A 24,487-nucleotide genomic window follows, 5' to 3' on the forward strand; every position below is an offset into this window, starting at 1 on the left:
ATACGGAGACTTTACTTATCCTTGGAAAGATTGTTCCAAGTGTCTTAATACTGATTCTTTTTCAGGTTCACCAGCTGTTTTCCACCATTTTTCAAAAAACACACCAAGTCCAGGAAGTAAATGTTCTTCGCCACGTTTGATGGCATCTTCAACTACTTCACGAATTTCTGTAGCACTATTGCCAACCATGTTGGCGGTGATTGCATCTCGAATTTGAAAGTTCATAATCTCTCCTCCTCACACCTCATTTTGTCCGCTACTATCGCCACTTATACATGAATTTGATACACTTAAAAGAAAAAGGCGGTCGTACAATCGATGAAACGTATTGAATCATCACAAAACTCACAAGTGAAACATTGGAAAAAGCTTGTTTCCGTTCGAAAAGAACGTGATAAATCTGGAGAATTTTTAGTCGAAGGCTTCCATTTGGTTGAAGAGGCATTAAAAAACAAGTCGAATGTGTTAGCCATGATTGTAAGAGAAGGAACAACAATTCCAACTGGCTGGAATGTAGATGATGTAGACATTATTGAAGTCACAATGGATATTGCGAAAGAAATTGCCGAAACAGAGCACTCACAAGGAATATACGCATATTGTAGTCAACAAGTGGCAACAGAGAAGCAACAACAAACTTGGAAAAAACTTCTCTTTATTGATGCTGTTCAAGATCCAGGGAATGTCGGGACAATGATTCGCACAGCTGATGCTGCCGGAATGGATGCCGTCGTTTTAGGAAAAGGATCGGCAGACGCTTATAATCCGAAAACGGTTCGTTCCGGTCAAGGTTCGCACTTTCATATTCCGATAGTCAAAGGCGATTTATCTCAATGGGTTCAAATCTGCAAGGAGCAGGAAATACCTGTGTACGGAACATCATTGGACGAATCAGTACTATATAACCAAGTGAAACCTCAAGCGCGATTTGCATTGATTATGGGCAATGAAGGAAGCGGGCTTTCGCCAGAACTTCTTGTTCAAACAGATACGAATTTGAAAATTCCATTGCTAGGACAAGCTGAATCATTAAACGTAGCGGTCGCGACAGGTATTCTTTTATACACATTAATCCCTCAATCAAATTGAATGTTGATGAAACCGTAATTCGAGCGTATAATAGTATCTAATTTGATACATTCAAAAGCTGTGACCGGGAAGAGTACATGAAACCCTTTATTTCAGGAAGTTTGCACCGAGACTGTGAGTGCAAATAGTAAAGATTCATCGAAGTTCACCCCGTTAGCTGCCATCAGGACCAGCAATTGCTGTAAAGGTGCGCCGGTGAAGAGCCGTTAATTCAATGAAGTGATTACGTCTGGATTCTCAGCGTAGTAATCAGGGTGGTACCGCGAAAATGTTCCTCGTCCCTTTTTTAGGGGCGGGGTTTTTTTAATTTTTTAGAGGGAGGATATACACATGCAAGAACAATTACAACAATTAAAACAAGAAGCAATTGGCAAAATAGAAGCCGCTTCAAATGTGAAAGAACTACAAGATGTTCGAGTTGCCTATTTAGGTAAAAAAGGACCGATTACGGATCTGTTAAAAGGAATGGGTAAACTACCTGCTGAAGAACGTCCTAAAATGGGTGCACTTGTAAACGTAGTTCGTGAAGAAGTAACGTCAGTTTTGGATGAGCGTTTAGTTTTACTAGAAGACGCGGCAATTCAACAACAACTTGAAAATGAATCAATCGATGTAACATTACCAGGTCGTCCAGCAAAAACTGGAAATCACCATCCATTAACACGTGTGGTAGAAGAAATTGAAGACTTGTTTATCAGCATGGGATACGAAATTGCTGAAGGTCCTGAAGTTGAAAAAGATTACTATAACTTTGAAGCATTGAACTTGCCGAAAGGTCATCCAGCAAGAGATATGCAAGATTCATTCTATATTTCTGAAGATATTTTACTTCGTACACACACATCTCCAGTTCAAGCTCGCACAATGGAAGCAAAAGGTGGAGAGCCAATCAAGATTATTTGTCCAGGTAAAGTGTATCGACGTGATAGCGATGATGCGACACATTCACACCAATTCACTCAAATCGAAGGTCTAGTAATTGGCGAGAACATTAATATGAGTGACTTAAAAGGAACATTGTCTGTATTTGCGAAGAAAATGTTTGGCGATGATCGTGAAATACGTTTGCGTCCAAGTTTCTTCCCATTCACAGAGCCTTCTGTTGAAATGGATATTTCATGTTTCAAATGTGGCGGTAGCGGCTGTAACGTTTGTAAAAAAACAGGTTGGCTTGAAATTTTAGGTGCCGGTATGGTGCATCCAAATGTCTTAGAAATGGCAGGGTACGATTCAAAACGTCTGTCTGGATTTGCATTCGGTATGGGACCAGAGCGCATTGCGATGTTGAAATACGGAGTGGAAGACATTCGTCATTTCTATACGAATGACGTGCGATTCGTTTCGCAATTTCACCGGACTGAAGTGTAAGGAGGAGATCACATGTTAGTTTCAACTAAATGGTTAGCTGATTATATAGATACAAAAGGGTTAGATCCTGCGGAACTCGCTGAAAAAATTACTCGTTCTGGGATTGAAGTGGACGCAGTTATCGATCGTTCTCATGGAATGACAAATGTTGTAGTGGGTCATGTTTTAGAATGCGAAAAACATCCAGAAGCAGACAAATTATCTATTTGCCAAGTCAATGTTGGGGAAGAAGTAACTCAAATTATTTGTGGTGCTCCAAACATTGCAAAAGGTCAAAAAGTAATCGTTGCCCGTCCAGGTGCTGTTTTACCTGGTGGAATGAAAATTAAAAAAGCGAAGCTTCGCGGAGAAGAATCAAACGGTATGATCTGTTCACTTCAAGAACTAGCAATTGAAGGGAAGCTTGTACCTAAAGCTTATGCAGAAGGAATTTACGTGTTACCAGTGGATACACAAGCGGGTGCTGATGCACTTGAAGTTCTTGGTTTACATGACACCGTGCTTGAACTTGGTTTAACACCTAATAGAGCAGATGCGATGAGTATGTTAGGCGTAGCATATGAAGTAGGTGCGATTCTTTCGGAAGATATGAAGTATCCTGAAATTAAGTATTCAACATCATCGGAATCTGCTGAAAATGTCTTGAAACTTCGTGTGGAGGACATGGATGCAAACCCACTATATATCGCTAAAGTCGTGAAAAATGTAAAAATTGGTGAATCTCCATTATGGTTACAGCAACGTTTGATGGCTGCTGGTGTACGTCCTCATAATAATGTAGTGGATGTAACGAACTATGTATTAATGGAATATGGTCAACCGCTTCATGCCTTTGATTATGATCGTTTACAAACAGGAGAAATCGTTGTGCGAGCTGCTCGTCAAGGTGAGAAAATTACTACATTAGATACGCAAGAACGTGAATTAGCATCACATCAATTAGTCATTACTAATGGTCAAGAAGCGGTTGCGATTGCTGGAGTGATGGGTGGAGCAAATTCTGAAGTTCATGAAGGCACGACAACTGTCGTTATTGAATCAGCATACTTCAAGCCCGCTTCTGTTCGCCAAACGTCTAAAGATCACAATTTACGCAGTGATGCGAGTTCGCGTTTTGAAAAAGGCGTGGATCCAAACCGTGTGGAAGCAGCTGCAGAACGTGCTGCTCAACTAATTGCTGAACTTGCTGGAGGAGAAATTCTACAAGGAAGTGTAGTAGTAGACGAACTGGATAAACCACAAAAAGAAGTGGTTGTATCTCCAGATTTCATTAATAATCGTTTAGGCATGAAAATTTCCTTAGAAGATATGACATCTATATTAAGTCGTTTGAAATTCGAATTCGAAGCAGCAAATGGTTTGCTTTACATTAAAGCACCTACACGTCGTCAAGATATTCAAATTGAAGAAGACATTGTAGAAGAAATTGCTCGTATATATGGATATGACGAAATTCCAATAACACTGCCTAAAGGGGAATCGACACCGGGTGGTTTAACACCTTATCAAGCACAACGTCGCTTAGTTCGCAACTTCCTTGAAGGTGCAGGCTTGCATCAAGCAATTACGTACTCATTAACTTCAAAAGAACTTGCACAGCGATTTGCTCTTGAAACGGCTCCAGTAACAGAATTGTTGATGCCAATGAGCGAAGATCGCAGCACTTTGCGTCAGTCATTAATTCCGCATTTATTGGAAGCAGCAAGCTACAACGTTGCGCGTAAAGCTGATTCGGTGACATTGTTTGAAACGGGTTCAGTGTTCCTTGGCGAAACAGCAGAAGGACTTCCATCTGAAGAAGAGCATGTGGCGGCAGTAATGACTGGCAAATGGCTTGACCATAGCTGGCAAGGCGAACGCAAAACAGTCGATTTCTTTGTATTAAAGGGAATCATTGAAGGGCTATTCGCGAAGCTAGGATTAGAAAAACATGTATCATTTGAGCAAGCTCAAGTGGATGGATTACATCCAGGACGAACTGCGTCAGTGAAGTTGGCAGATGAAGTGATCGGTGTTGTCGGTCAATTGCACCCAACCGAACAAAAGAAACGTGATTTGAAAGAAACGTATGTAATGGAATTGAACATGGCGAAAATACTGAATTTCGCATTAGAGCCATTATTGTATACACCAGTACCACGTTTCCCATCCATTTCACGTGATATCGCTTTAGTCGTAAATCGCACGCAAGCTGCAGGCAAATTACAACAGATTATCCGTGCAGCTGGTGGGAAGTTATTGAAAGATATCCGCGTCTTCGATTTATACGAAGGAGAGAAAATGGAACCAGGTCAAAAATCGGTTGCATTCTCACTAACTTACGAAGATCCGGAACGCACATTAACAGATGAAGAAGTCGTGAAGGCTCATTCGAAAGTGCTAAAAGCACTTGAAGAAGAAGGCAACGCACAACTTCGAGGATAAAATAAAGGCTGTTTCCACTTACCAATTGGTGAATGGGAATAGCCTTTTCATTTTGGCAATGATTTACTATACGACAGATTTTAACATTCGTAAAAACCTTGTAGGAAACAAAACAATCCTCCTCGTATAATAGAGGTGGATTGTTTGCTCTTATTGTCTTCTTTTCTTGTTAGCAATAGCCAGTGCTTTATCTGTGTTGGCGAAATGTTTTTTCGTAATGGATGAAAGAAATTCCTCGCCATTGCTCAAGTAAATTCGGGCAGCGACTTCATCCACTTTCGAACTCGCACCTTTTGGAATAGTCACTCCTGCTTTTAAACTGAGCTTATCCATTTCCTCCAAAAAGGCGACACGCGCCAATATGGAAGCGGCTGCCACAGATACATGTAATTGTTCAGCTTTTGTTGAGAAAAGCACATTCTCACGAATGATATCTTTTTCTGCTTTCACATGATTGTAGTAAATGCCACGTTCGGCAAATTGGTCGATTAAAATGAACTCTGGTTTTTCAGGAGCTATTTTTGAGAGCACATGCTTCAACGCCTGATTGTGCAACAAGGCTTTTATTTTCCCTTGTGACCAGCCTTTTGCTTGGACGGTATTGTACTTCTCGTTGCCAAGAATCAATATGCTGTGTGTCAGTGAGCTTTTTAAGTCGGGTGCTATTTTTCGCATGAGGTCATCTGTCAGCATTTTGGAATCCTTCACACCAAGGAACTGAATAAGTTCGATTTTATCAGCAGGCACGTAACATGCGGCAACCGTCATAGGGCCAAAGAAATCACCGGTTCCCGTTTCGTCAGAACCAATAACAGATTTTAAAGCAAAACCTTCAGGTAGAGTATCTCCTTTTGCGGAACTCACTTTTTTACCTGCTTTCTCCTCTAATGTTCCCCAGCGCATCGCTTCCCGTGTAGAACCACTCCCTTGAAACAATACTTTGCCAGATTTATAGGCTGTGATGGAGGTGTCTAGTAGTTTTGCTGCGAAGACGACACCTGGTGCGTTTCGCTCAATTCTATTATTTGCATAATGAGTAAAAACTTCTTTTAATTGTGTAGGAGATAGTTGCAAAACTTCGTTCGACATGAACACTTTCCTTTCTGTGGCTACTTATTCACATGTGCAGGTATTTCATGGTATGATAATTTATAGGATTTTTGATGAGGAGGGTAACCTTTGTCAGAGCAACATAAAATACGAGTTTCAGTAGATATATATGGACAAACGTATAAAATGCTAGGTTCGGAAACTAGCGGTCATATGCGTCTGGTTGCCTCTATGGTTGACGATAAAATGCGAGAAATCAATTCGCACAATCCCTCATTAGATAGTTCTAAGTTGGCTGTTCTTACAGCGGTCAATACAGTCCATGAATATGTTAAATTAAAAGAACAAGTAGAACAACTAGAAGAAGAAATCAAAAGGTTAAAGGGTTGAATACATGTTAGATATACTGATTTTAGTTTTATTAGCAGCAGGATTATTTGTAGGTGCAAAACGAGGATTAATCGTCCAATTGATTCATATGACTGGATTCATTATTGCACTCATCGTTGCCTATACCTATTATAAACCACTCGCTGAAAAATTTGTGTTGTGGGTTCCATATCCTACTGTCGACTCAAGTTCAAGGCTGACATTTGCAGTCGACAAATTGGATCTTGATCAAACGTTTTATCAATTAATTGCATTTGCACTCATCTTTTTTGTCGTGAAATTCGCATTACAACTAGTTGCATCCATGTTTGATTTCCTTTCTTACTTACCGGTACTTGGATTCATCAGCAGGATTGCAGGTGCAATTTTAGGTTTTATCGAATTCTACATATTGTTGTTTATCGTGATGTACGTCATTGCATTATTGCCGATAGGTCCGTTCCAAAATTTGATCGAGAATTCAAATTTAGCGGAGTCCATGCTTAAAAGTACGCCAATTTTATCAGAGACGGTTAAAAACTGGTGGTACATCTATACTGAATAAGTGACTTCTCTCTTCTCGAGAGAAGTTTTTTTAAAGCGTCAGAATCTTGCGTTGCCTGTGAGTATTCATAACCGATAAATTCGTATTTAATACAAAACTCATTCTGCTATTTCACGGTCATATAATTGCCCGTGAAAATCAAATTATCAGGGACGAGGGAAAATATATGAATAAGAAAATCATCATTCGAACGTTGGAAAAAATCGCTTTATATATGGAGCTTAAAGGAGAAAATCCTTTTAAAGTATCGGCTTTCCGAAAAGCAGCACAAGCCCTTGAACTGGATGCAAGAAGTTTGGCTGAAATGGATGATGTCACGAAAATAAAAGGCATCGGAAAAGGAACAGCTGCTGTTATCGAAGAATTGATTGAAACGGGGAATTCGACTGTACTGGAAGAGCTGGAATCTTCGGTCCCTAGTGGACTCTTACCTTTATTGAAATTGCCTGGTCTCGGTGGGAAAAAAATAGCCAAGCTGTACCAGGAACTAGGGGTAGATTCTGCTGAGTCTTTAAAACAAGCCTGTGACGAAGGGAAAGTCCAGTCACTTGCCGGATTTGGAGCAAAAACGGAAGAGAAAATCCTGAAAGAACTTGAACAGTTCAATTCTAGACCGGACCGTTTGCCAATTTGGCGTTTGGAATCAGCCGTTTCAATAATTGAAGCAGTATTAAGTGGAATTAAACAAATTGATAAATTCTCTGTGGCTGGCAGTTTCAGACGTGTAAAAGAAACAAGTAAAGATTTAGATTTTATCATTGCTACCTCAGATGTAGTTACTGTTCGGGAAACTTTATTGAAAACATTGCCCGTATCTGAAATTATCGCAGCTGGAGATACCAAAGTATCCGTTACGCTTGATTATGAAGAAATGATCGATGTGGATTTTCGATTGGTTGAACCTGCTGCATATACCACTGCGTTACACCATTTTACTGGATCGAAAGATCATAATGTGAAGTTGCGTCAAATCGCTAAAGCACAAGGAAAGAAAATTAGTGAGTATGGAGTGGAGCAAGAAGATGGCTCGAATCAAACTTTTGAGTCTGAAGAAGATTTTTTTGCCCATTTTGGCCTTCCTTATTTTCCGCCACCAGTACGGGAAGATTCTCGAGAGTTTGACCGACAAGATGAATTGGAAACACTTATTCAAGTGAAAGATATTCAATCCGATTTGCATATGCACACAACGTGGTCAGATGGTGCACATTCATTGAGTGAAATGATTGAAGCTTGCCTTGCAAAAGGATACACACATGTTGCCATCACCGATCATTCTCATTACTTGCGTGTAGCAAATGGGTTGTCTGCTGATCGGTTGCGTCAGCAAATTGCTGAAATTAAAGAAATTCAAAAGTCATTTCCTGATATTAAATTGATGGCTGGTACCGAAATGGATATACTGCCTGACGGTTCTCTCGACTTTGATGATGAGCTGTTGGAACAACTCGATTTTGTCATAGCATCCATTCATTCAAGCTTCAGCCAACCGCAGGAAAAGATCATGGATCGTCTATTGACGGCCATGAAAAATCCACATGTTGATATGATTGCGCATCCGACTGGCCGTATAATCGGACAACGAAATGGCTATGATCCAGATGTCCACCAGTTAATCAAATGGGCTGCTGAGTACGGAAAAATCCTTGAGTTGAATGCAAATCCTCATCGCTTGGATTTGGCGACTGAATATTTAGTTGAAGCTCAGAAGTTAAATGTACCGATTGCAATTAATACCGATGCACATAGCATTGACCAATTGCGATTCATGGACATCGGCGTGAAATATGCCCAAAAAGCATGGTTGAAACAGGATACGATCGTCAATACGTGGTCTTATGAGAAATTGATAAAATATTTGAAGTAATGGAGGTGTTGAAATGATCGCCAAACGCGCATTGAAAACACTTGAATTTGATAAAGTGAGAGACCAAGTAGCAAGTTTTTGTACATCATCACTTGGCAAAACCCATTTGGATTTACTTGAACCATCCATTGAGCTTGATACTGTGGTGAAACTTTTGGACGAAATGGATGAGGGGTTATCCGTACTGCGTGTCCGGGGAAATGTTCCGATGGGTGGCATTTTTGATGTGCGCGGACATGCAAAACGTGCACAAATCGGTGGCATGTTAAGCCCGACTGAATTGATGGAAATCGCCAGCACCATTCGTGCCAGCCGTATATTACGTCAATTTTTTGAAGCCGTAGAGGAGTCGGAAGATATTAACATTCCGTACTTCCTGGAACGAAAACAAGCTTTGCCGATTCTTACTGCGCTGGAACATGAAATCATCGCATGTATAGATGACAACGGGGCTGTTCTGGATAGTGCCAGCACACAGCTTAGGACAATCCGCCAGCAATTACGGGCGCAGGAAAGCCGCGTTCGTGAAAAACTGGAAAGTTATACACGGGGAAAAAATGCATCGAAAATGTTATCAGATTCAATCATCACGATCCGCAATGATCGATTCGTTATTCCAGTAAAACAGGAGTATCGCGGAAACTACGGAGGCATCGTCCATGATCAATCTTCATCCGGTCAGACGTTGTTCATCGAACCGGATGCTGTCGTACAGGCGAACAATGAAATTCGCCGCCTGAAAATGAAAGAGCAAGAAGAAATCGAACGTATATTGTTGGCGTTGTCCCTCGAGGTACAAGCAGTTGCCCATGATATATTTGTTCTGGTCCAAATTTTAGGTGAAATTGATGTGATTTTAGCGAAAGCAAAATACGGACAAGCAAACAAATGTACAAAGCCATCTGTCAATGACCGTGGAATTATTCGATTAGTAAAGGCTCGTCATCCTCTGTTAAGCATCGAGGAAGCGGTAGCCAACACGATTGAATTCGGTGACGATATTACAGCGATTGTCATTACAGGACCGAACACAGGTGGTAAAACTGTGACCTTGAAGACAGTGGGACTGTGTACATTAATGGCACAGGCAGGACTGCCGATTCCTGTATTGGATGGATCAGAAATAACAGTGTTTGATCAAATTTTCGCCGATATCGGAGACGAACAATCGATTGAACAAAGTTTGAGTACATTCTCATCCCATATGGTCAACATCGTGGATATATTATCTAAATTTGATGAACGTAGCCTCGTGCTATTTGATGAGCTCGGAGCAGGAACAGATCCACAGGAAGGTGCTGCTTTGGCCATCTCGATTTTAGACGAAGTGCACGGAAGAGGCGCTCGTGTAATGGCAACGACTCATTACCCTGAACTTAAAGCATATGGATACAATCGACCAGGTGTGGCAAATGCCAGTGTTGAATTTGATGTTGAATCGTTAAGTCCGACATACAAGCTGTTAATTGGTGTACCCGGTCGCAGTAATGCATTCGAGATTTCCAAACGACTAGGTTTGCCTCAGCACATTATTAAACATGCGCAATCATTTACAGGAACCGACCGTCATGAAGTAGAGTCAATGATCGCTTCACTTGAAGAAAGTCGCAAGCAGTCGGAAAGAGATGCAGAAAAATCACATGCTTTACGGGTAGAATCCGAAAAAATACAAGCAGATTTGACAAGCCAGTTGCATCAGCTTGAAGAACAAAAAGAAAAGCTTGAACAAAAGGCGAAAGACAAAGCTAGAAAATTAGTGGATGAAGCGAAGAGAGAAGCCGAAAGTATTATCAGTGAACTTCGAAGCATGCAAAAAAATGCTCAACATGTAATTAAAGACCATGAATTGATCGATGTGCGCAAGCGACTTGAAAAAGCGGCACCGGAAAATTCAGTACTGAAGAAACAAAAACAAATTAAAGAACGAGAAATGACATTAACAGTTGGCGACGAAGTCAAAGTGTTAAGTTATGGACAAAAAGGTATTCTGCTTGATAAAGTTTCCGACTCCGAATGGAGTGTTCAAATCGGGATTCTGAAAATGAAATTACCTGAATCCGACCTGGAATATATCAAACCAGAAAAAACCAAACAAACTGTTGCAATGACCCATGTAAAAGGGCGCGACACATATGTGAAACTGGAACTAGATTTACGTGGAGAACGGTATGAAGACGCCATCCTGCGAGCAGAGAAATATATTGATGATGCTGTATTATCCAGTTACCATCAAGTATCGATTATTCATGGGAAAGGCACGGGAGCGTTAAGACAAGGGATTCAACAGTTTCTAAAGAATCACGCTCGCGTGAAAAGCTATCGCTTTGGTGAAGCAGGAGAGGGCGGACACGGCGTTACGGTTGTGGAATTAAAATAAGCGTTATCCTTAAACTCAATCTCATATCGGATAAAAGTTTTTTGAAACCTAAATCCATTTCAATCGTACAAGCTACAAAACGTCTAAAGGAGTTAACATATGTTAGGGATGGATTTTTGGCAACACCCACTAGTTGAAACAGCCGGCTATTTCAGTGTGGTCATCTTATGTTTGATATTGACCATGATCGTTTTTGAAATTGTCACAAAATATAAGAATTGGGAAGAAATCCAAAAAGGTAATTTAGCAGTCGCTCTGGCGACAGGTGGGAAAATTTTTGGTGTCGCAAACATTTTTCGTTACTCCATCGAAAATCATAATTCCTTGCCGGAAATGATAGGCTGGGGTTTATACGGTTTCGGATTGCTAATCATTGCATATTTCCTGTTTGAATTTTTAACGCCAAAATTCAATATTGACCGTGAGATTGAGAATGACAACCGATCTGTGGGATTCATTTCATTATCGATATCGGTCGGCCTGTCATTTGTCATAGGGGCGAGTATTTCTTAGGAGCGGATTCATTTGGAAAAATTATCAAAAATATTGCTTGGTGTTTGCGTTGTTTTTATCGTAGTAGGCATCGTGTATTTATATTTACAATGACTTTAGTTGCGTGGGGTGTGTAAAATGTCCCGTGCTTTTTTCTTATTTAATTGTAAGCGGATTCATTTTTCTTTATAATAAAGAATAGGAATATTCAAACGATTAAAAAAGGGGGAAAATAGAAATGACGGCAAAACCATGGTTGGCTCAATATCCACCGGAGATTCCACATACTCTTTCGTACGATCCGATTCCGGTTCAAGCATATTTGACACATGCTTATCGTGATTATCCGGAAAAAATTGCGATTCATTTTCTGGGAAAAGACATTACCTACCGAGAACTCTATGAATCTTCGTTGAAGTTTGCTAATTATTTGCGGTCACTTGGTATTCAAAAAGGTGACAGAGTAGCAATCATGTTACCAAACTGTCCTCAAAATGTTATTGGGTATTATGGAATTCTTTACGCAGGTGGCATCGTCGTCCAAACTAATCCGCTTTATACAGAGAGAGAAATTGCTTACCAAATGAAAGATTCTGGCGCGAAAGCAATCTTATCGCTCGATATTTTATTTCCTCGTATTTCTAAAGTTATTAAAGAAACGAATATTGAAAACATCATTATAACGGGTATTAAAGACTATTTACCATTCCCGAAAAATTTGGTTTACCCATTTATACAAAAGAAACAATACGGTTTTTCAGTAAAAGTGGAGCATAGAGGTATGAATCACTTGTTCCCGGAAGTCATGAAGGTTGGCAAAGCAGAAGAAATAGAAGTTCCTTTTGACTTTGAAGAGGATGTTGCGATTTTGCAATACACTGGCGGCACAACTGGATTCCCAAAAGGTGTTATGTTGTCGCATAAAAACCTGATAGCCAATGCTTCGATGTGTGATGCGTGGTTATATCGCTGCAAAAAAGGCGAGGAAACGATTTTGGGCATCCTGCCATTTTTCCATGTTTATGGCATGACTGCCGTCATGATTCTTTCCGTCATGCTTGGAAATCGCATGGTATTATTACCTAAATTCGATGTGGACTCTGCTTTGAAAACGATAGATAAACAGAAACCGACGTTATTCCCAGGAGCACCAACTATTTATATTGGTCTATTAAATCATCCGGATATCGCAAAATATGATTTATCGTCCATTCAAGCTTGTTTAAGTGGTTCTGCACCATTACCAGTCGAGGTTCAGGAAAAGTTCGAAAAGGTAACTGGTGGGAAACTTGTGGAAGGCTATGGTTTAACCGAAACCTCTCCAGTAACACACGCTAATTTCATATGGGATAATGAACGAATTAAAGGGTCTGTCGGTGTACCTTGGCCAGATACTGAAGCAGCAATTTTCCAAGTTGATTCAACTGATCCAATGCCACCACATGAAATTGGTGAGATTTGTGTACGCGGTCCACAAATCATGAAAGGTTATTGGAACCGTCCTGAGGATACTGAAAATACAATGCGCGATGGATGGTTATTAACTGGTGACTTGGGGTATATGGATGAAAAAGGGTTCTTCTATGTTGTAGATCGTAAAAAAGATATGATCATTGCAGGGGGATTCAATATTTATCCGCGTGAAATTGAAGAAGTGCTATACGAACATCCAGCCATCCAGGAATGTGTTGCCGTCGGAGTACCTGATCCTTATCGAGGGGAAACCGTGAAAGCATATGTTGTCCTAAAAGAAAACGAGCATGTTTCAGAAGAAGAATTAAATACTTTCTGCAGAGAACATCTGGCAGCGTTTAAAGTGCCTAGAATCTATGAATTTAGAAAAGAGTTACCGAAAACAGCAGTCGGGAAAATTCTTCGACGTAATTTAGTTGAAGCAGAAAAAGATAAATATAGAGAAGCTAGTGCAACGTCGTAACAATTCTTGACAACGTTAGTACTTCAGTTTAAGATGAAATTATGAATGAATCCTCATTCATAATTTCTTTTTTTTGGTGGTGGTATCTATGAAACGAGACAAACCGAAATTCAAACAAATAATTGACGCAGCCGTAGTAGTGATTGCAGAAAATGGGTATCACCAAGCACAAGTTTCTAAAATCGCGAAACAAGCAGGCGTCGCTGATGGAACCATATATTTGTACTTTAAAAACAAGGAAGACATCTTAATTTCTGTCTTCCACGAAAAAATGGGTTTATTTGTAGAAAACCTAAAAAAAATCATAACTGATGAAACGACATCATCCGAAAAATTATTAAAAATGGTGGAAAATCATTTTCGCGTATTAGCAACAGATCATCATTTAGCCATCGTGACTCAATTGGAACTAAGACAGTCCAATAAAGATATTCGCTTGAAAATCAATGAAGTGTTAAAAGAGTACTTAATGTTGCTCGATGATATTTTAATTGAAGGATTGGAAAATGGTGAATTTCATGAAGAATTAGATATTCGGCTTGCGAGACACATGGTCTTTGGTACAATTGATGAGACGATTACTACTTGGGTGATGAATGAACAGAAGTACGATTTGATGAAATTGGCACCGAAAGTTCATCATTTATTAATGAGTGGTATGAAATCATAAGTGAAGGGATGGACGTGTATGGAGTTTTTGAGTTGGACTGTAGAAAATTACGTTGCGAAAGTAACGATTAATCGACCGCCGGCAAATGCATTATCACGAGCACTTATTCTCGAGGTAAACGAATTACTAAATGCTGTTGAACATGATGACAGCGTTCGTGTCATCGTCTTGCACGGAGAAGGACGTTTCTTCTCAGCGGGCGCGGACATTAAAGAGTTTACTTCAATCAATACAGGGGAAGAGTTTTCAGAATTGGCTGCAAGTGGACAAGAAATCTTTGAACGCGTTGAAAGATTCTCAAAACCGGTGATAGCATCCATTCATGGAGCTGCACTTGGAGGAGGACTGGAACTCGCAATGAGTTGTCACATTCGCATCGTATCTGAAAATGCTAAACTTGGATTGCCAGAATTACAACTTGGTCTGATTCCAGGTTTTGCGGGCACTCAGCGCCTACCACGTTTAGTTGGGATGCCGAAAGCAGCAGAAATGTTGTTTACGAGCGAACCACTCAGCGGGTTGGAAGCGGTTCAATGGGGCTTGGCGAACCGTGCCTATGCGGAAGAAGAGTTGCTGGCCAATACAATGGAAATGGCAACTAAAATTGCTAAGAAGAGTCCGGTTGCATTAAAAGCTGCAATTGACATGTTACAATTCGCTAAAACGTATGCCTATGATGAAGGTGTGAAAGCTGAAGCACACTCTTTTGGAACCGTTTTCATTTCAGAAGATGCACAAGAAGGCATTTCAGCATTTATCGAAAAGCGCGAACCATCGTTCAAAGGAAAATAATGAAAAGTATTGGGAGGTCTGCATCATGAATATTTATGTGTTGGTAAAACGTACATTTGATACAGAAGAAAAGATTGTCGTTTCTGGTGGCAAAATTCAGGAAGACGGCGCTGAATTCATCATTAACCCTTACGATGAATATGCAATTGAAGAAGCGATTCAAGTCCGCGACGCACACGGTGGCGAAGTGACTGTATTGACAATTGGTGGGGAAGAAGCTGAAAAGCAACTTCGTACAGCTCTTGCAATGGGTGCTGATAAAGCAGTTCTGATTAACACTGAAGATGATTTGGATGAAATGGACCAATTTACAGCTGCTCAAATATTGGCAGATTACTTAAAAGATAAAAACCCAGATTTAATATTAGCTGGTAACGTTGCCATCGATGGTGGATCTGGACAAGTTGGACCACGTGTTGCCGACTTGTTGGACATCAACTATGTAACAACTATTACTAAATTAGAAATTAACGGAACACAAGTTAATATCGTTCGTGATGTGGAAGGCGATTCTGAAGTACTTGAAACGTCATTACCATTACTTGTTACCGCTCAACAAGGTTTGAACGAACCTCGTTATCCTTCTTTACCGGGTATTATGAAAGCGAAAAAGAAACCACTTGAAGAAGTGGAATTGGATGATTTAGATATCGATGAAGATGATGTAGAAGCAAAAACGGAGACAATAGAAATATATTTGCCTCCTAAAAAAGAAGCAGGTCGCGTACTTCAAGGCGATCTTTCAAACCAAGTACAAGAATTGGTGCAATTACTTCGTACAGAAGCAAAAGTCATTTAATCGAATCTGAAGATTTGTAATTGGAGGGAATCACATCATGACAAAAAAAGTAATCGTACTGGGTGAAGCACGTGAAGGTGCTTTACGTAATGTATCTTTTGAAACTATCGCTGCAGCTAAGAAAATTTCAGGCGGTGGAGAAGTTGTAGCAGTTCTTCTTGGAGACTCTGTACAATCATTAGCAACTGAAATGATTCATTATGGAGCTGACCGTGCTGTCACTGTTGAGCATCCACATTTGAAATCTTATACATCTGATGGCTTCAGTCAGGCATTCATGGCAGTTGTTGAAAGTGAAAGCCCAGATGCAGTTGTTTTTGGACATACAGCATTAGGTAAAGATTTGTCACCAAAAGTGGCAAGTAAACTAAAATCAGGTCTTATTTCTGATGTTACTGATATCGAAGGAGAAGGCGCTGACGCTGTATTTATCCGTCCGATTTTCTCAGGTAAAGCATTCGAAAAAGTGAAAATCAAAGATGGGATTGATTTCATTACAATCCGTCCTAACAATATTGAACCTTTAGCTCACGATGCTAGCCGTTCAGGCGATGTTTCATCTTTATCTGTGGATATCACGAACCTTCGCACTGTCATCAAAGAAGTTGTTCGTAAATCAACTGAAGGTGTAGATTTATCAGAAGCGAAAGTTATCGTTGCTGGTGGTCGTGGCGTGAAGAGTGAAGATGGATTTGAGCCGTTAAAAGAGTTAGCAAATCTTTTAGGTGGTGCTGTTGGTGCATCTCGTGGTGCATGTGATGCTGACTACTGTGACTACTCTCTTCAAATTGGTCAAACAGGTAAAGTGGTAACACCTGACCTTTATATTGCAGCAGGTATTTCTGGGGCAATCCAGCATTTAGCTGGTATGTCAAACTCGAAAATCATTGTTGCAATAAACAAAGATCCTGAAGCAAACATTTTCAAAGTAGCTGACTATGGTATTGTTGGTGACTTGTTCGAAGTCATTCCAATGCTGACTGAAGAATTCAAGAAAATGAAAGCTAACTAATTTAAATACGACTCCGCGAAGCGAAAGCTTGCGGAGTTTTGTTTTAGCAATAAAAAAGAATACTAGATGACGAGAAATCATTTCTGCTTCAACTTAAATCCATGTTGGCAATAGATTGTTAACATACGAATGAGCAGTGTTCATTATGTTCATTTTTAGCTATTAAAAGGTTGAGCAAAAAAGTAGAAGCACTATTTACCACATGCTATACTACGTTTAGAGTTTGTATTTAGAGGAGGATGTTTTAATATGGCAATTGTACACGGAACAGATCAAAGCTTTTCAAGTGAAATTTCAGACGGCTTAGTTTTAGTCGATTTTTGGGCACCTTGGTGTGGACCATGTAAAATGATCGCTCCAGTTCTTGAAGAATTAGATGCTGAGATGAGTGGCAAAGTAAAAATCGTAAAAGTTGATGTAGATGAAAACCAAGAAACAGCTAGCAACTTCGGGATTATGTCAATTCCGACATTGGTACTTTTCAAAGACGGGCAACCTGTCGATAAAGTAGTTGGATTCAACCCGAAAGAAGCTTTGGTTGAATTAGTAAACAAACACGTATAATCTTTTCAATTGGCGTTCTAGTCTTATATTGTAAAAGAAATATTATTAAAACCGGGTACCCATGGGCACCCGGTTTTTTTTAACAGGTGATGAAAATGATGAATGATTTAATTCAACAAAAATGTGCGATTTTACCTGATCAACCAGGTGTTTACTTAATGAAAGATCGCCAAAGCACTATTATTTATGTGGGCAAAGCCAAAGTGTTAAAAAATCGTGTGCGTTCTTATTTTACGGGGAGTCATGATGGAAAAACACAGAGACTCGTCCAGGAAATTGAAGATTTTGAGTACATCGTAACATCTTCAGATATTGAAGCTCTCATTCTGGAATTGAATTTAATCAAGAAGCATGATCCGAAATATAATATCATGCTCAAAGATGATAAAACGTATCCTTATATAAAAATAACAGGTGAAAATCATCCGAAATTGATAACAACCAGAATCGTTAAAAAGGATAAAGGGAAATATTTTGGTCCTTATCCAAACGCATATGCGGCGAGTGAAACGAAAAAATTACTAGATCGTTTATACCCGTTACGCAAATGTCCGACATTACCAGATCGGGTTTGTTTGTATTATCATTTGGGCCAGTGTCTAGCTCCTTGCGTTAAAACAATCGAGCAAGACGCATACAGAAAAATTATTGATGAAATCACACGGTTCTTAAACGGTGGCTATCAGCAAGTCAAACAAGAATTGACGGAAAAAATGTCATCGGCAGCAGAGAACTTAGAGTTTGAAAGAGCAAAAGAATACCGTGATCAAATCACACATATTGAAACGGTTATGGAAAAACAAAAAATGACGACCAATGATTTTACCGATCGTGATATTTTTGGTTATGCCATCGATAAGGGCTGGATGTGTGTGCAAGTATTCTTTGTACGCCAAGGGAAGTTAATCGAGCGAGATGTTTCATTATTCCCGTTATATCAAGATCCAGAAGATGAATTCCTGACGTTCCTCGGTCAGTTTTATGATAAACCGAATCATATCAAACCAAAAGAAGTATATTTGCCAAGTGCGGTGGATTTGCAACTGGCAAGCCAGCTTCTTGAAGTAAAAGTGGCTTCTCCGAGTCGTGGGCAGAAAAAACAAATGATTGATCTGGCGACAAAGAATGCAGAAATCGCTATCCGTGAAAAATTCCAGCTCCTAGACCGACAGGAACAACGAACGATTGGTGCAGTGGAAGAACTGGGGATTGCAATGGATATTGCGCCTCCTCTTCGAATTGAGGCATTCGATAATTCACATATTTATGGATCTGATGCCGTCTCAGCAATGGTATCGTTTATTGATGGAAGACCGAATAAAAAGGACTATCGAAAATACAAAACGAAAACAGCTGCCCGTCATGATGATTACGGAGCCATGCGTGAAGTCATTCGCAGACGTTATACGCGTGTGCTGAAGGATGAATTGCCTCTTCCCGATTTAATTGTCATTGATGGTGGGAAAGGGCAAATGGAAATCGCCCGTGAAGTGATCGAAGATGAACTCGGTTTGTCTATTCCGATTGCAGGATTAGCCAAGGATGCGAAGCACCAGACATCTTCGTTGTTATATGGGGAACCCCCACAGATCATTCCCTTGAAACGAACAAGTGAAGGGTTTTATTTGCTACAACGGATTCAGGACGAAGTGCATCGATTTGCGATTACATTCCATCGGCAACAGCGTGGGAAACAGACGATTGCTTCCGCTTTGGATGGGTTTGAAGGAATCGGTCCGAAACGCAAAAAAATGTTGTTGAAGCATTTTGGTTCTGTAAAACGAATCAAAGAAGCATCTGTGGAAGAGCTGAAACAATCAGGTTTGCCATTGCAAATCGCGGAATCCATGTCTGAATATTTTCAAAATGAGTCATTGTCAAAAGAGTGAGTATATGATATTCTTGACTCACTGAAATTGAATCACTGATGTATGTTCAATAAGGAGCATCCGCTTCCTTTTGAACAAACATCGAATAAGTGGTGATAGAGGCGCGGAAATCAACAGTAGCTTTCTCGAGGATGAACAGATCCATTGAAGGAAAGTGAAAGGGAAATTCGCCGAAGTTCGACATCCTGTATCAGATGTCGTGCTGGTTTTGCATTGAATAAATGCAGGATTGTCAGAATCTAATCGATTCTGGAGGGCTATCTCACATGGACGCTTCTTTTGAACGTGCATGCATGGAGACAGCTTTTCACGGATTACCCGTAGATAAGGCTGTCTTTTTTAGCTTCTTTGGAAATAAGGGAGAGTTTACATTGAGTCGCATTGTCATGAAATTTGGTGGTACGTCCGTCGGTAACACTGAACGGATCCGTAATGTCGCAAAACGCATAATCGGTGAAACAGCAAAAGGCCATGAAATCGTAGTAGTCGTATCAGCGATGGGGAAAACGACAGATGAATTAATGAGTCTGGCTGGGGATTTATCAGCAGAACCTTCAAAACGTGAAATGGACATGTTGCTGTCAACAGGGGAACAAGTAACAATTGCTTTGTTGACAATGGCACTTCAACATATGGGGCAAGATGCGGTTTCGTTTACGGGATGGCAGGCAGGAATCGGAACGGAATCCGTTCATCGCAATGCTCGAATCGAACATATAGATACTGTTCGTATGGAGCAGGCTTTGACGGATGGAAAAGTGGTTGTTGTAGCCGGATTCCAAGGGATGGATACGTATGGAGAAATTACGACACTCGGACGTGGTGGGTCGGATACGACGGCGGTTGCAATTGCAGCATCGCTAGGAGCGGACCAGTGTGATATTTACACGGATGTCGATGGCATCTATACGTCAGACCCTCGATATGTGGATGGGGCAAGAAAATTGCAGGAGCTATCCTATGACGAAATGCTGGAACTTGCTAACTTAGGAGCTGGGGTTTTGCATCCTAGGGCAGTGGAATTCGCTAAAAATTATTGCATGCCACTAAGTGTCCGTTCTAGCTTAAGTGAAGATACAGGAACCATATTATTGGAGGAACCTACTATGGAAAAAAACTTGATAGTGCGTGGTGTCGCATTCGAACCGGAAATTGTAAGGGTTACGGTAGGCTATGAAGTGCCTTTTAACGGCTCACTAGCCAAAATTTTCACTACTCTTGCAAAACATCATGTAAACGTTGATATCATTGTTCAAAGCATTATGGAAGGCGTGCAGCCAAGTGTTTCTTTCTCCATTAAAAAAGAAGATTATGCAGAAACTGTTCAAGTCTTGGAAAGTAAAAAAACGGAGCTGGGATACCAATCTACCAATTTTGAAGTTGGATTGGCCAAAGTGTCGATTGTTGGATCAGGGATGGTTTCAAATCCAGGGGTTGCTGCTCAAATGTTCGATCGCCTCCGCAAAGAAGGAATTCCGGTGAAAATGGTCAGTACTTCGGAAATTAAAGTTTCGGTTGTTGTACCTGAAAGTGCGATGCTACAAGCCACAAATGCATTGCATGATGAATTTGGATTAGCTGTTGTTCGAGTATAAAAACATTTCATGATATGATGAAAATAGTTTCGTAATCATCATGAGAGGCAGTGAGATAAATGAACTGGCATATCGTGGAGGATTTAATTAAAAAAGCACAACGTGATGGACAGTTTGACAATTTGCCGGGAGCCGGGAAGCCGTTGCCGCCGGATGAATTTGCCCATTACCCAGAAGACATTCGTATGGTAATGCGCATTTTGAAGAACTCAGGGCATGACGATGAAGCTCAGTTCGTGAAAGAAGAAATGAGTGACTTGCAGCATCAAATGAAAAAAGCCACACAACGTGAAAAAACAGAACTTGAACAGCAATATAATCAAAGACTCACCCAATTGAACCGTATGTTATCGCAAAAAGGAATCAAAACAAATAGTAATGTTTTTAAACAATATCAGTCTCAATTGGATAACAGATTGAATTGGGATTGAAAAAGCGGGCAGACACTCCATTTGGAAGTGACTGCCCGCTTTCTTTTCAGCTTCAACTCGATTTTTACTATCGAATCTATGAAGCTTTAAACTTTTTCTTTTAGATCCCATTTCACATGGAATTGAACGGAGTTTTTCTTCAGTTGTTTTTCTTCAAAGCATTCTGTCATAAAACCACCCAGTTTTTGTTGCTGCTGAGCCAGGAATCCTGCTTCCAGGCGGAAACATCGTTTCTCGATCTGCAGGGCATCGGGTTCTCCAGTCAATACATAAAATGCTTCATCTTTTGTACTTTGTTCAAGTGTTAGAATGCCCCAGCCCGCTTCCTGAAAAAAAGAAGTCGTTTCTTCCATGGAAAACATCTGGAACTTGCGGGCTAAATCTTTTCCGGCCCAATATAAAATATCATCTTCGTGTTTCCCTAAAATTGTCGAAAGTACGTGATCTCGAATTAATTCGTAACCAAAAGTGGGTACCGTTTTTGTCTCTGTCATTGTCATCTGAATCCCGCTTTCTAGCTTAATTGCCTTCAAACTTTTTTAATATAAGTATTTTTCATGGACAAGGTAGTTAAAATAGTACAACACCGAGAATTTACCTGATTTAAATTGCCTTATGTAGTGGGCTTCCTTGCCTTGACGCTCCCTTATGATGGGAGTACAATAAACATGTCATAATATTGTACCATGATGAGATATGCAGTCAATGTTGCTTTCGTTCCATACGAAGGTCTGATCTTGTCTGCCTATTTTCAGTACTGAGGGGGGTAACAGTCTTGTCGAAAGATCGTGAATTTTATTTGCGCCGTTTACATTCTTTACTTGGAATCATTCCAGTAGGATTGTTCGTGACGCAGCATTTGGTTGTTAACCATTTTGCTACAAGAGGAGAAGAGGCTTTTAACAAAGCATCTCACTTCATGGAAAGTTTACCATTCGTATTGTTTTTAGAATGGTTTGTCATCTACATTCCATTGATGTTCCATGCGTTCTATGGTTTGTACATAGCCTTTACTGCGAAAAATAACACACAGCGTTTTGGTACATTCCGTAACTGGATGTTTGTTTTGCAACGTATTACCGGGGTCATTCTAGTCGTGTTTATCGCATGGCATTTATTCGAGACACGATTCCAAAAAGCAATTGGTGCTGATGAAGTTAACTTTGACATGATGGCTGATATATTAGCAAATCCATTAATGTTTGTATTCTACGTGGTTGGTGTTGTATCTGCAACATTCCATTTAGCTAACGGTATTTGGTCATTCTTGGTAAGCTGGGGTATCACTCAATCACCTAGGTCACAACGAATTTCAACTTACGTGACGATCGGTATCTTCTTAGCATTGACAGTAATCGGCGTTCGTGCACTTCTTGCATTCGTGTAATAAGTTTCTGAAATTGCTTGATTACTATTAAAAAGAGGAGTGAGAAGAATCATGGCAAAAAGTAAATTGATTGTTGTCGGCGGTGGTCTAGCTGGTTTAATGGCAACAATGAAAGCAGCAGAAGAAGGAACAACAGTAGAATTATTCTCATTAGTTCCTGTTAAACGCTCACACTCAGTGTGTGCTCAGGGCGGAATTAACGGAGCATTAAATACAAAAGGTGAAGGCGATTCAACTGACAATCACTTTGATGATACAGTATACGGCGGGGATTTCCTTGCGAATCAACCACCAGTAAAAGCATTGGCAGAAGCAGCACCTGGAATCATTCGATTATTCGATCGTATGGGTGTTATGTTCAACCGTACACCTGAAGGGTTATTAGATTTCCGTCGTTTCGGGGGAACAATGTTCCATCGTACAGCTTTCGCAGGCGCTACAACTGGTCAACAATTGCTTTATGCACTTGATGAACAAGTACGTCGCTACGAAGTTGACGGTCTTGTAACGAAATACGAAAACTGGGAATTCCTAGGTGCAATCTTAGATGACGACGGCGTTTGTCGCGGAATCATGGCTCAAAACTTGAAAACTATGGAAATCCGTCCTTTCCGTGGTGACGCTGTCATCATGGCAACAGGTGGTCCTGGTATTATTTTCGGTAAATCAACAAACTCTATAATCAATACAGGCTCTGCAGCTTCAATTGTTTATCAACAAGGTGCAACCTACGCAAATGGCGAATTCATTCAAATTCACCCTACAGCGATTCCAGGAGATGACAAACTTCGTTTAATGTCCGAATCAGCGCGTGGTGAAGGTGGACGTATTTGGACATATAAAGACGGTAAACCTTGGTACTTCCTTGAAGAAAAATATCCTAGTTACGGGAACTTGGTACCTCGTGATATCGCAACTCGCGAAATTTTTGATGTGTGTGTTAACCAAAAACTTGGGGTTAACGGCGAAAACATGGTATTCTTGGATCTTTCACACAAAGACCCGAAAGAATTGGATATCAAGCTTGGCGGAATCATTGAAATTTATGAGAAATTCACAGGTGAAGATCCCCGTAAACTTCCAATGAAAATCTTCCCAGCAGTCCATTATTCAATGGGCGGACTATGGGTTGACTACGATCAAATGACAACTATTCCTGGTTTATTTGCTGCAGGTGAGTGTGATTACTCTCAACATGGCGCAAACCGACTTGGAGCAAACTCATTACTTTCTGCAATTTATGGCGGAATGGTTGCAGGTCCTAACGCAGTTAAATATATGAGTGGACTAAAAACTCATGCTGAAGATATGCCATCAACAATTTTTGATGCACACACGGCTGCAGAGCAACAAAAATGGGATGAAATTATGTCTCTTGACGGTACTGAAAATGCATATGTCTTGCATAAAGAGCTTGGCGAATGGATGACAGATAACGTAACAGTAGTTCGTTATAACGACCGTTTACAAGCAACTGATGAAAAAATTCAAGAACTTCTTGAGAGATTTAATAATATCAACATTAATGACACTCAAAAGTGGTCCAATCAAGGTGCTACTTTCGCGCGTCAATTGAAAAATATGCTATACTTAGCTCGCGTTATTACGCAAGGTGCATTGTTACGTGATGAAAGTCGTGGTGCTCACTACAAGCCAGATTTCCCAGAACGAGATGATGAGCAATTTATGAAAACAACTATGGCGAATTTTGATCCAGCTACTGGAGCGCCGGTCATTCATTATGAAGAAATAGATGTTTCATTAATTCCACCACGTAAACGTGACTATTCATCGAAAGGGGATTAATAATC

At 40.3% G+C, this 24,487-nt stretch carries 22 protein-coding genes, 1 riboswitch and 1 other annotated feature; of the genes, 19 read left to right on the forward strand and 3 right to left on the reverse strand.

All coding sequences use genetic code 11. The features are described 5' to 3' along the window. Positions 1-15 precede the first annotated feature (15 nt). Positions 16-225 carry a small acid-soluble spore protein SspI gene (gene sspI, locus AC1DSK_RS12360; protein WP_016426722.1) on the reverse strand — a complete coding sequence of 70 codons (210 nt, stop codon included), beginning with the start codon at positions 223-225 and terminating at the stop codon, positions 16-18. A gap of 93 nt (positions 226-318) precedes the next feature. On the opposite strand from sspI, the gene AC1DSK_RS12365 reads away from it, so the two are divergent. The 3 genes from AC1DSK_RS12365 to pheT all read left to right on the forward strand — a co-directional run bounded on the left by AC1DSK_RS12365 (position 319) and on the right by pheT (position 4,881). Further along, the gene (locus AC1DSK_RS12365; protein ID WP_477547042.1) at positions 319-1,089 is read left to right on the forward strand and encodes a TrmH family RNA methyltransferase; all 771 of its coding nucleotides are present in this window, start codon (positions 319-321) and stop codon (positions 1,087-1,089) included. A gap of 51 nt (positions 1,090-1,140) precedes the next feature. Next, positions 1,141-1,375: a binding site (T-box leader), on the forward strand. Positions 1,376-1,419: 44 nt separating this feature from the next. Beyond that, positions 1,420-2,457, forward strand: coding sequence for a phenylalanine--tRNA ligase subunit alpha (pheS, locus tag AC1DSK_RS12370; RefSeq protein ID WP_108585314.1), 1,038 nt, complete (start codon positions 1,420-1,422; stop codon positions 2,455-2,457). Positions 2,458-2,469: 12 nt separating this feature from the next. After that, positions 2,470-4,881, forward strand: a complete 2,412-nt coding sequence (gene pheT / locus AC1DSK_RS12375) for a phenylalanine--tRNA ligase subunit beta (protein ID WP_477547041.1) — start codon at positions 2,470-2,472, stop codon at positions 4,879-4,881. 150 nt (positions 4,882-5,031) lie between these two features. Here pheT and rnhC read toward each other — a convergent pair whose 3' ends face one another. Beyond that, the gene (rnhC, locus tag AC1DSK_RS12380; RefSeq protein WP_477547040.1) at positions 5,032-5,970 is read right to left on the reverse strand and encodes a ribonuclease HIII; all 939 of its coding nucleotides are present in this window, start codon (positions 5,968-5,970) and stop codon (positions 5,032-5,034) included. 90 nt (positions 5,971-6,060) lie between these two features. Between rnhC and zapA the strand changes: the two genes are divergently transcribed. From zapA to AC1DSK_RS12450, 14 genes are all read left to right on the forward strand, one after another. After that, a complete protein-coding gene (zapA, locus tag AC1DSK_RS12385; protein WP_016426728.1) occupies positions 6,061-6,321 on the forward strand; it encodes a cell division protein ZapA in 261 nt (86 codons plus the stop codon). A 4-nt stretch (positions 6,322-6,325) separates the two neighbouring features. Beyond that, complete coding sequence (locus AC1DSK_RS12390) at positions 6,326-6,865, forward strand: CvpA family protein (RefSeq protein ID WP_477547039.1); 540 nt, start codon at positions 6,326-6,328, stop codon at positions 6,863-6,865. 166 nt (positions 6,866-7,031) lie between these two features. Then, on the forward strand, positions 7,032-8,732 hold the full coding sequence (polX, locus tag AC1DSK_RS12395) for a DNA polymerase/3'-5' exonuclease PolX (RefSeq protein ID WP_477547038.1): 1,701 nt from the start codon (positions 7,032-7,034) through the stop codon (positions 8,730-8,732). Positions 8,733-8,745: 13 nt separating this feature from the next. Then, positions 8,746-11,109, forward strand: a complete 2,364-nt coding sequence (locus AC1DSK_RS12400) for an endonuclease MutS2 (protein ID WP_477547037.1) — start codon at positions 8,746-8,748, stop codon at positions 11,107-11,109. A 99-nt stretch (positions 11,110-11,208) separates the two neighbouring features. Further along, a complete protein-coding gene (locus tag AC1DSK_RS12405) occupies positions 11,209-11,622 on the forward strand; it encodes a DUF350 domain-containing protein (RefSeq protein WP_016426732.1) in 414 nt (137 codons plus the stop codon). A gap of 217 nt (positions 11,623-11,839) precedes the next feature. Next, positions 11,840-13,537, forward strand: coding sequence for a long-chain-fatty-acid--CoA ligase (locus tag AC1DSK_RS12410; RefSeq protein ID WP_477547036.1), 1,698 nt, complete (start codon positions 11,840-11,842; stop codon positions 13,535-13,537). An 88-nt stretch (positions 13,538-13,625) separates the two neighbouring features. Beyond that, entirely contained in the window at positions 13,626-14,207 is a 582-nt protein-coding gene (locus AC1DSK_RS12415; RefSeq protein ID WP_477547035.1) for a TetR/AcrR family transcriptional regulator, read from the forward strand. Positions 14,208-14,225: 18 nt separating this feature from the next. Further along, on the forward strand, positions 14,226-14,999 hold the full coding sequence (locus tag AC1DSK_RS12420; protein WP_477547034.1) for an enoyl-CoA hydratase: 774 nt from the start codon (positions 14,226-14,228) through the stop codon (positions 14,997-14,999). A 25-nt stretch (positions 15,000-15,024) separates the two neighbouring features. Continuing rightward, positions 15,025-15,798 (forward strand): electron transfer flavoprotein subunit beta/FixA family protein, encoded by a 774-nt coding sequence (locus tag AC1DSK_RS12425; protein WP_477547033.1) that lies wholly within the window; start codon positions 15,025-15,027, stop codon positions 15,796-15,798. 37 nt (positions 15,799-15,835) lie between these two features. Then, complete coding sequence (locus tag AC1DSK_RS12430) at positions 15,836-16,810, forward strand: electron transfer flavoprotein subunit alpha/FixB family protein (protein WP_342543301.1); 975 nt, start codon at positions 15,836-15,838, stop codon at positions 16,808-16,810. A gap of 249 nt (positions 16,811-17,059) precedes the next feature. Further along, positions 17,060-17,374, forward strand: a complete 315-nt coding sequence (trxA, locus tag AC1DSK_RS12435) for a thioredoxin (RefSeq protein WP_477547032.1) — start codon at positions 17,060-17,062, stop codon at positions 17,372-17,374. A 98-nt stretch (positions 17,375-17,472) separates the two neighbouring features. After that, positions 17,473-19,263 carry an excinuclease ABC subunit UvrC gene (gene uvrC / locus AC1DSK_RS12440; RefSeq protein ID WP_477547031.1) on the forward strand — a complete coding sequence of 597 codons (1,791 nt, stop codon included), beginning with the start codon at positions 17,473-17,475 and terminating at the stop codon, positions 19,261-19,263. Between the two features lie 88 nt (positions 19,264-19,351). Next, a riboswitch (Lysine riboswitch) is annotated at positions 19,352-19,531 on the forward strand. Positions 19,532-19,634: 103 nt separating this feature from the next. After that, complete coding sequence (locus AC1DSK_RS12445) at positions 19,635-20,858, forward strand: aspartate kinase (RefSeq protein WP_147640314.1); 1,224 nt, start codon at positions 19,635-19,637, stop codon at positions 20,856-20,858. A gap of 59 nt (positions 20,859-20,917) precedes the next feature. Continuing rightward, positions 20,918-21,289, forward strand: a complete 372-nt coding sequence (locus AC1DSK_RS12450; RefSeq protein ID WP_477532048.1) for a DnaJ family domain-containing protein — start codon at positions 20,918-20,920, stop codon at positions 21,287-21,289. Between the two features lie 86 nt (positions 21,290-21,375). Here AC1DSK_RS12450 and AC1DSK_RS12455 read toward each other — a convergent pair whose 3' ends face one another. Continuing rightward, positions 21,376-21,789, reverse strand: a complete 414-nt coding sequence (locus AC1DSK_RS12455) for a YslB family protein (protein ID WP_477547030.1) — start codon at positions 21,787-21,789, stop codon at positions 21,376-21,378. A gap of 275 nt (positions 21,790-22,064) precedes the next feature. Between AC1DSK_RS12455 and AC1DSK_RS12460 the strand changes: the two genes are divergently transcribed. After that, a complete protein-coding gene (locus AC1DSK_RS12460; RefSeq protein WP_477547029.1) occupies positions 22,065-22,676 on the forward strand; it encodes a succinate dehydrogenase cytochrome b558 subunit in 612 nt (203 codons plus the stop codon). A 51-nt stretch (positions 22,677-22,727) separates the two neighbouring features. Beyond that, positions 22,728-24,482 (forward strand): succinate dehydrogenase flavoprotein subunit, encoded by a 1,755-nt coding sequence (gene sdhA, locus AC1DSK_RS12465; protein WP_016426744.1) that lies wholly within the window; start codon positions 22,728-22,730, stop codon positions 24,480-24,482. The last annotated feature ends 5 nt before the right edge of the window (positions 24,483-24,487 follow it).

The sequence above is a fragment of the Paenisporosarcina sp. P4_B8 genome (assembly GCF_056402175.1).

What these genes read in the sequence shown, in the direction of transcription:
- AC1DSK_RS12415 (WP_477547035.1), top strand. Translation starts at nt 13,626, where the DNA reads ATGAAACGAGACAAACCGAAATTCAAACAAATAATTGACGCAGCCGTA.
- trxA (WP_477547032.1), top strand. Translation starts at nt 17,060, where the DNA reads ATGGCAATTGTACACGGAACAGATCAAAGCTTTTCAAGTGAAATTTCA.
- polX (WP_477547038.1), top strand. Translation starts at nt 7,032, where the DNA reads ATGAATAAGAAAATCATCATTCGAACGTTGGAAAAAATCGCTTTATAT.
- AC1DSK_RS12425 (WP_477547033.1), top strand. Translation starts at nt 15,025, where the DNA reads ATGAATATTTATGTGTTGGTAAAACGTACATTTGATACAGAAGAAAAG.
- pheS (WP_108585314.1), top strand. Translation starts at nt 1,420, where the DNA reads ATGCAAGAACAATTACAACAATTAAAACAAGAAGCAATTGGCAAAATA.
- AC1DSK_RS12420 (WP_477547034.1), top strand. Translation starts at nt 14,226, where the DNA reads ATGGAGTTTTTGAGTTGGACTGTAGAAAATTACGTTGCGAAAGTAACG.
- AC1DSK_RS12450 (WP_477532048.1), top strand. Translation starts at nt 20,918, where the DNA reads ATGAACTGGCATATCGTGGAGGATTTAATTAAAAAAGCACAACGTGAT.
- rnhC (WP_477547040.1), bottom strand. Translation starts at nt 5,970, where the DNA reads ATGTCGAACGAAGTTTTGCAACTATCTCCTACACAATTAAAAGAAGTT.
- AC1DSK_RS12410 (WP_477547036.1), top strand. Translation starts at nt 11,840, where the DNA reads ATGACGGCAAAACCATGGTTGGCTCAATATCCACCGGAGATTCCACAT.
- AC1DSK_RS12390 (WP_477547039.1), top strand. Translation starts at nt 6,326, where the DNA reads ATGTTAGATATACTGATTTTAGTTTTATTAGCAGCAGGATTATTTGTA.
- AC1DSK_RS12455 (WP_477547030.1), bottom strand. Translation starts at nt 21,789, where the DNA reads ATGACAATGACAGAGACAAAAACGGTACCCACTTTTGGTTACGAATTA.
- AC1DSK_RS12405 (WP_016426732.1), top strand. Translation starts at nt 11,209, where the DNA reads ATGTTAGGGATGGATTTTTGGCAACACCCACTAGTTGAAACAGCCGGC.
- AC1DSK_RS12400 (WP_477547037.1), top strand. Translation starts at nt 8,746, where the DNA reads ATGATCGCCAAACGCGCATTGAAAACACTTGAATTTGATAAAGTGAGA.
- sspI (WP_016426722.1), bottom strand. Translation starts at nt 225, where the DNA reads ATGAACTTTCAAATTCGAGATGCAATCACCGCCAACATGGTTGGCAAT.
- pheT (WP_477547041.1), top strand. Translation starts at nt 2,470, where the DNA reads ATGTTAGTTTCAACTAAATGGTTAGCTGATTATATAGATACAAAAGGG.
- uvrC (WP_477547031.1), top strand. Translation starts at nt 17,473, where the DNA reads ATGAATGATTTAATTCAACAAAAATGTGCGATTTTACCTGATCAACCA.
- sdhA (WP_016426744.1), top strand. Translation starts at nt 22,728, where the DNA reads ATGGCAAAAAGTAAATTGATTGTTGTCGGCGGTGGTCTAGCTGGTTTA.
- AC1DSK_RS12430 (WP_342543301.1), top strand. Translation starts at nt 15,836, where the DNA reads ATGACAAAAAAAGTAATCGTACTGGGTGAAGCACGTGAAGGTGCTTTA.
- AC1DSK_RS12365 (WP_477547042.1), top strand. Translation starts at nt 319, where the DNA reads ATGAAACGTATTGAATCATCACAAAACTCACAAGTGAAACATTGGAAA.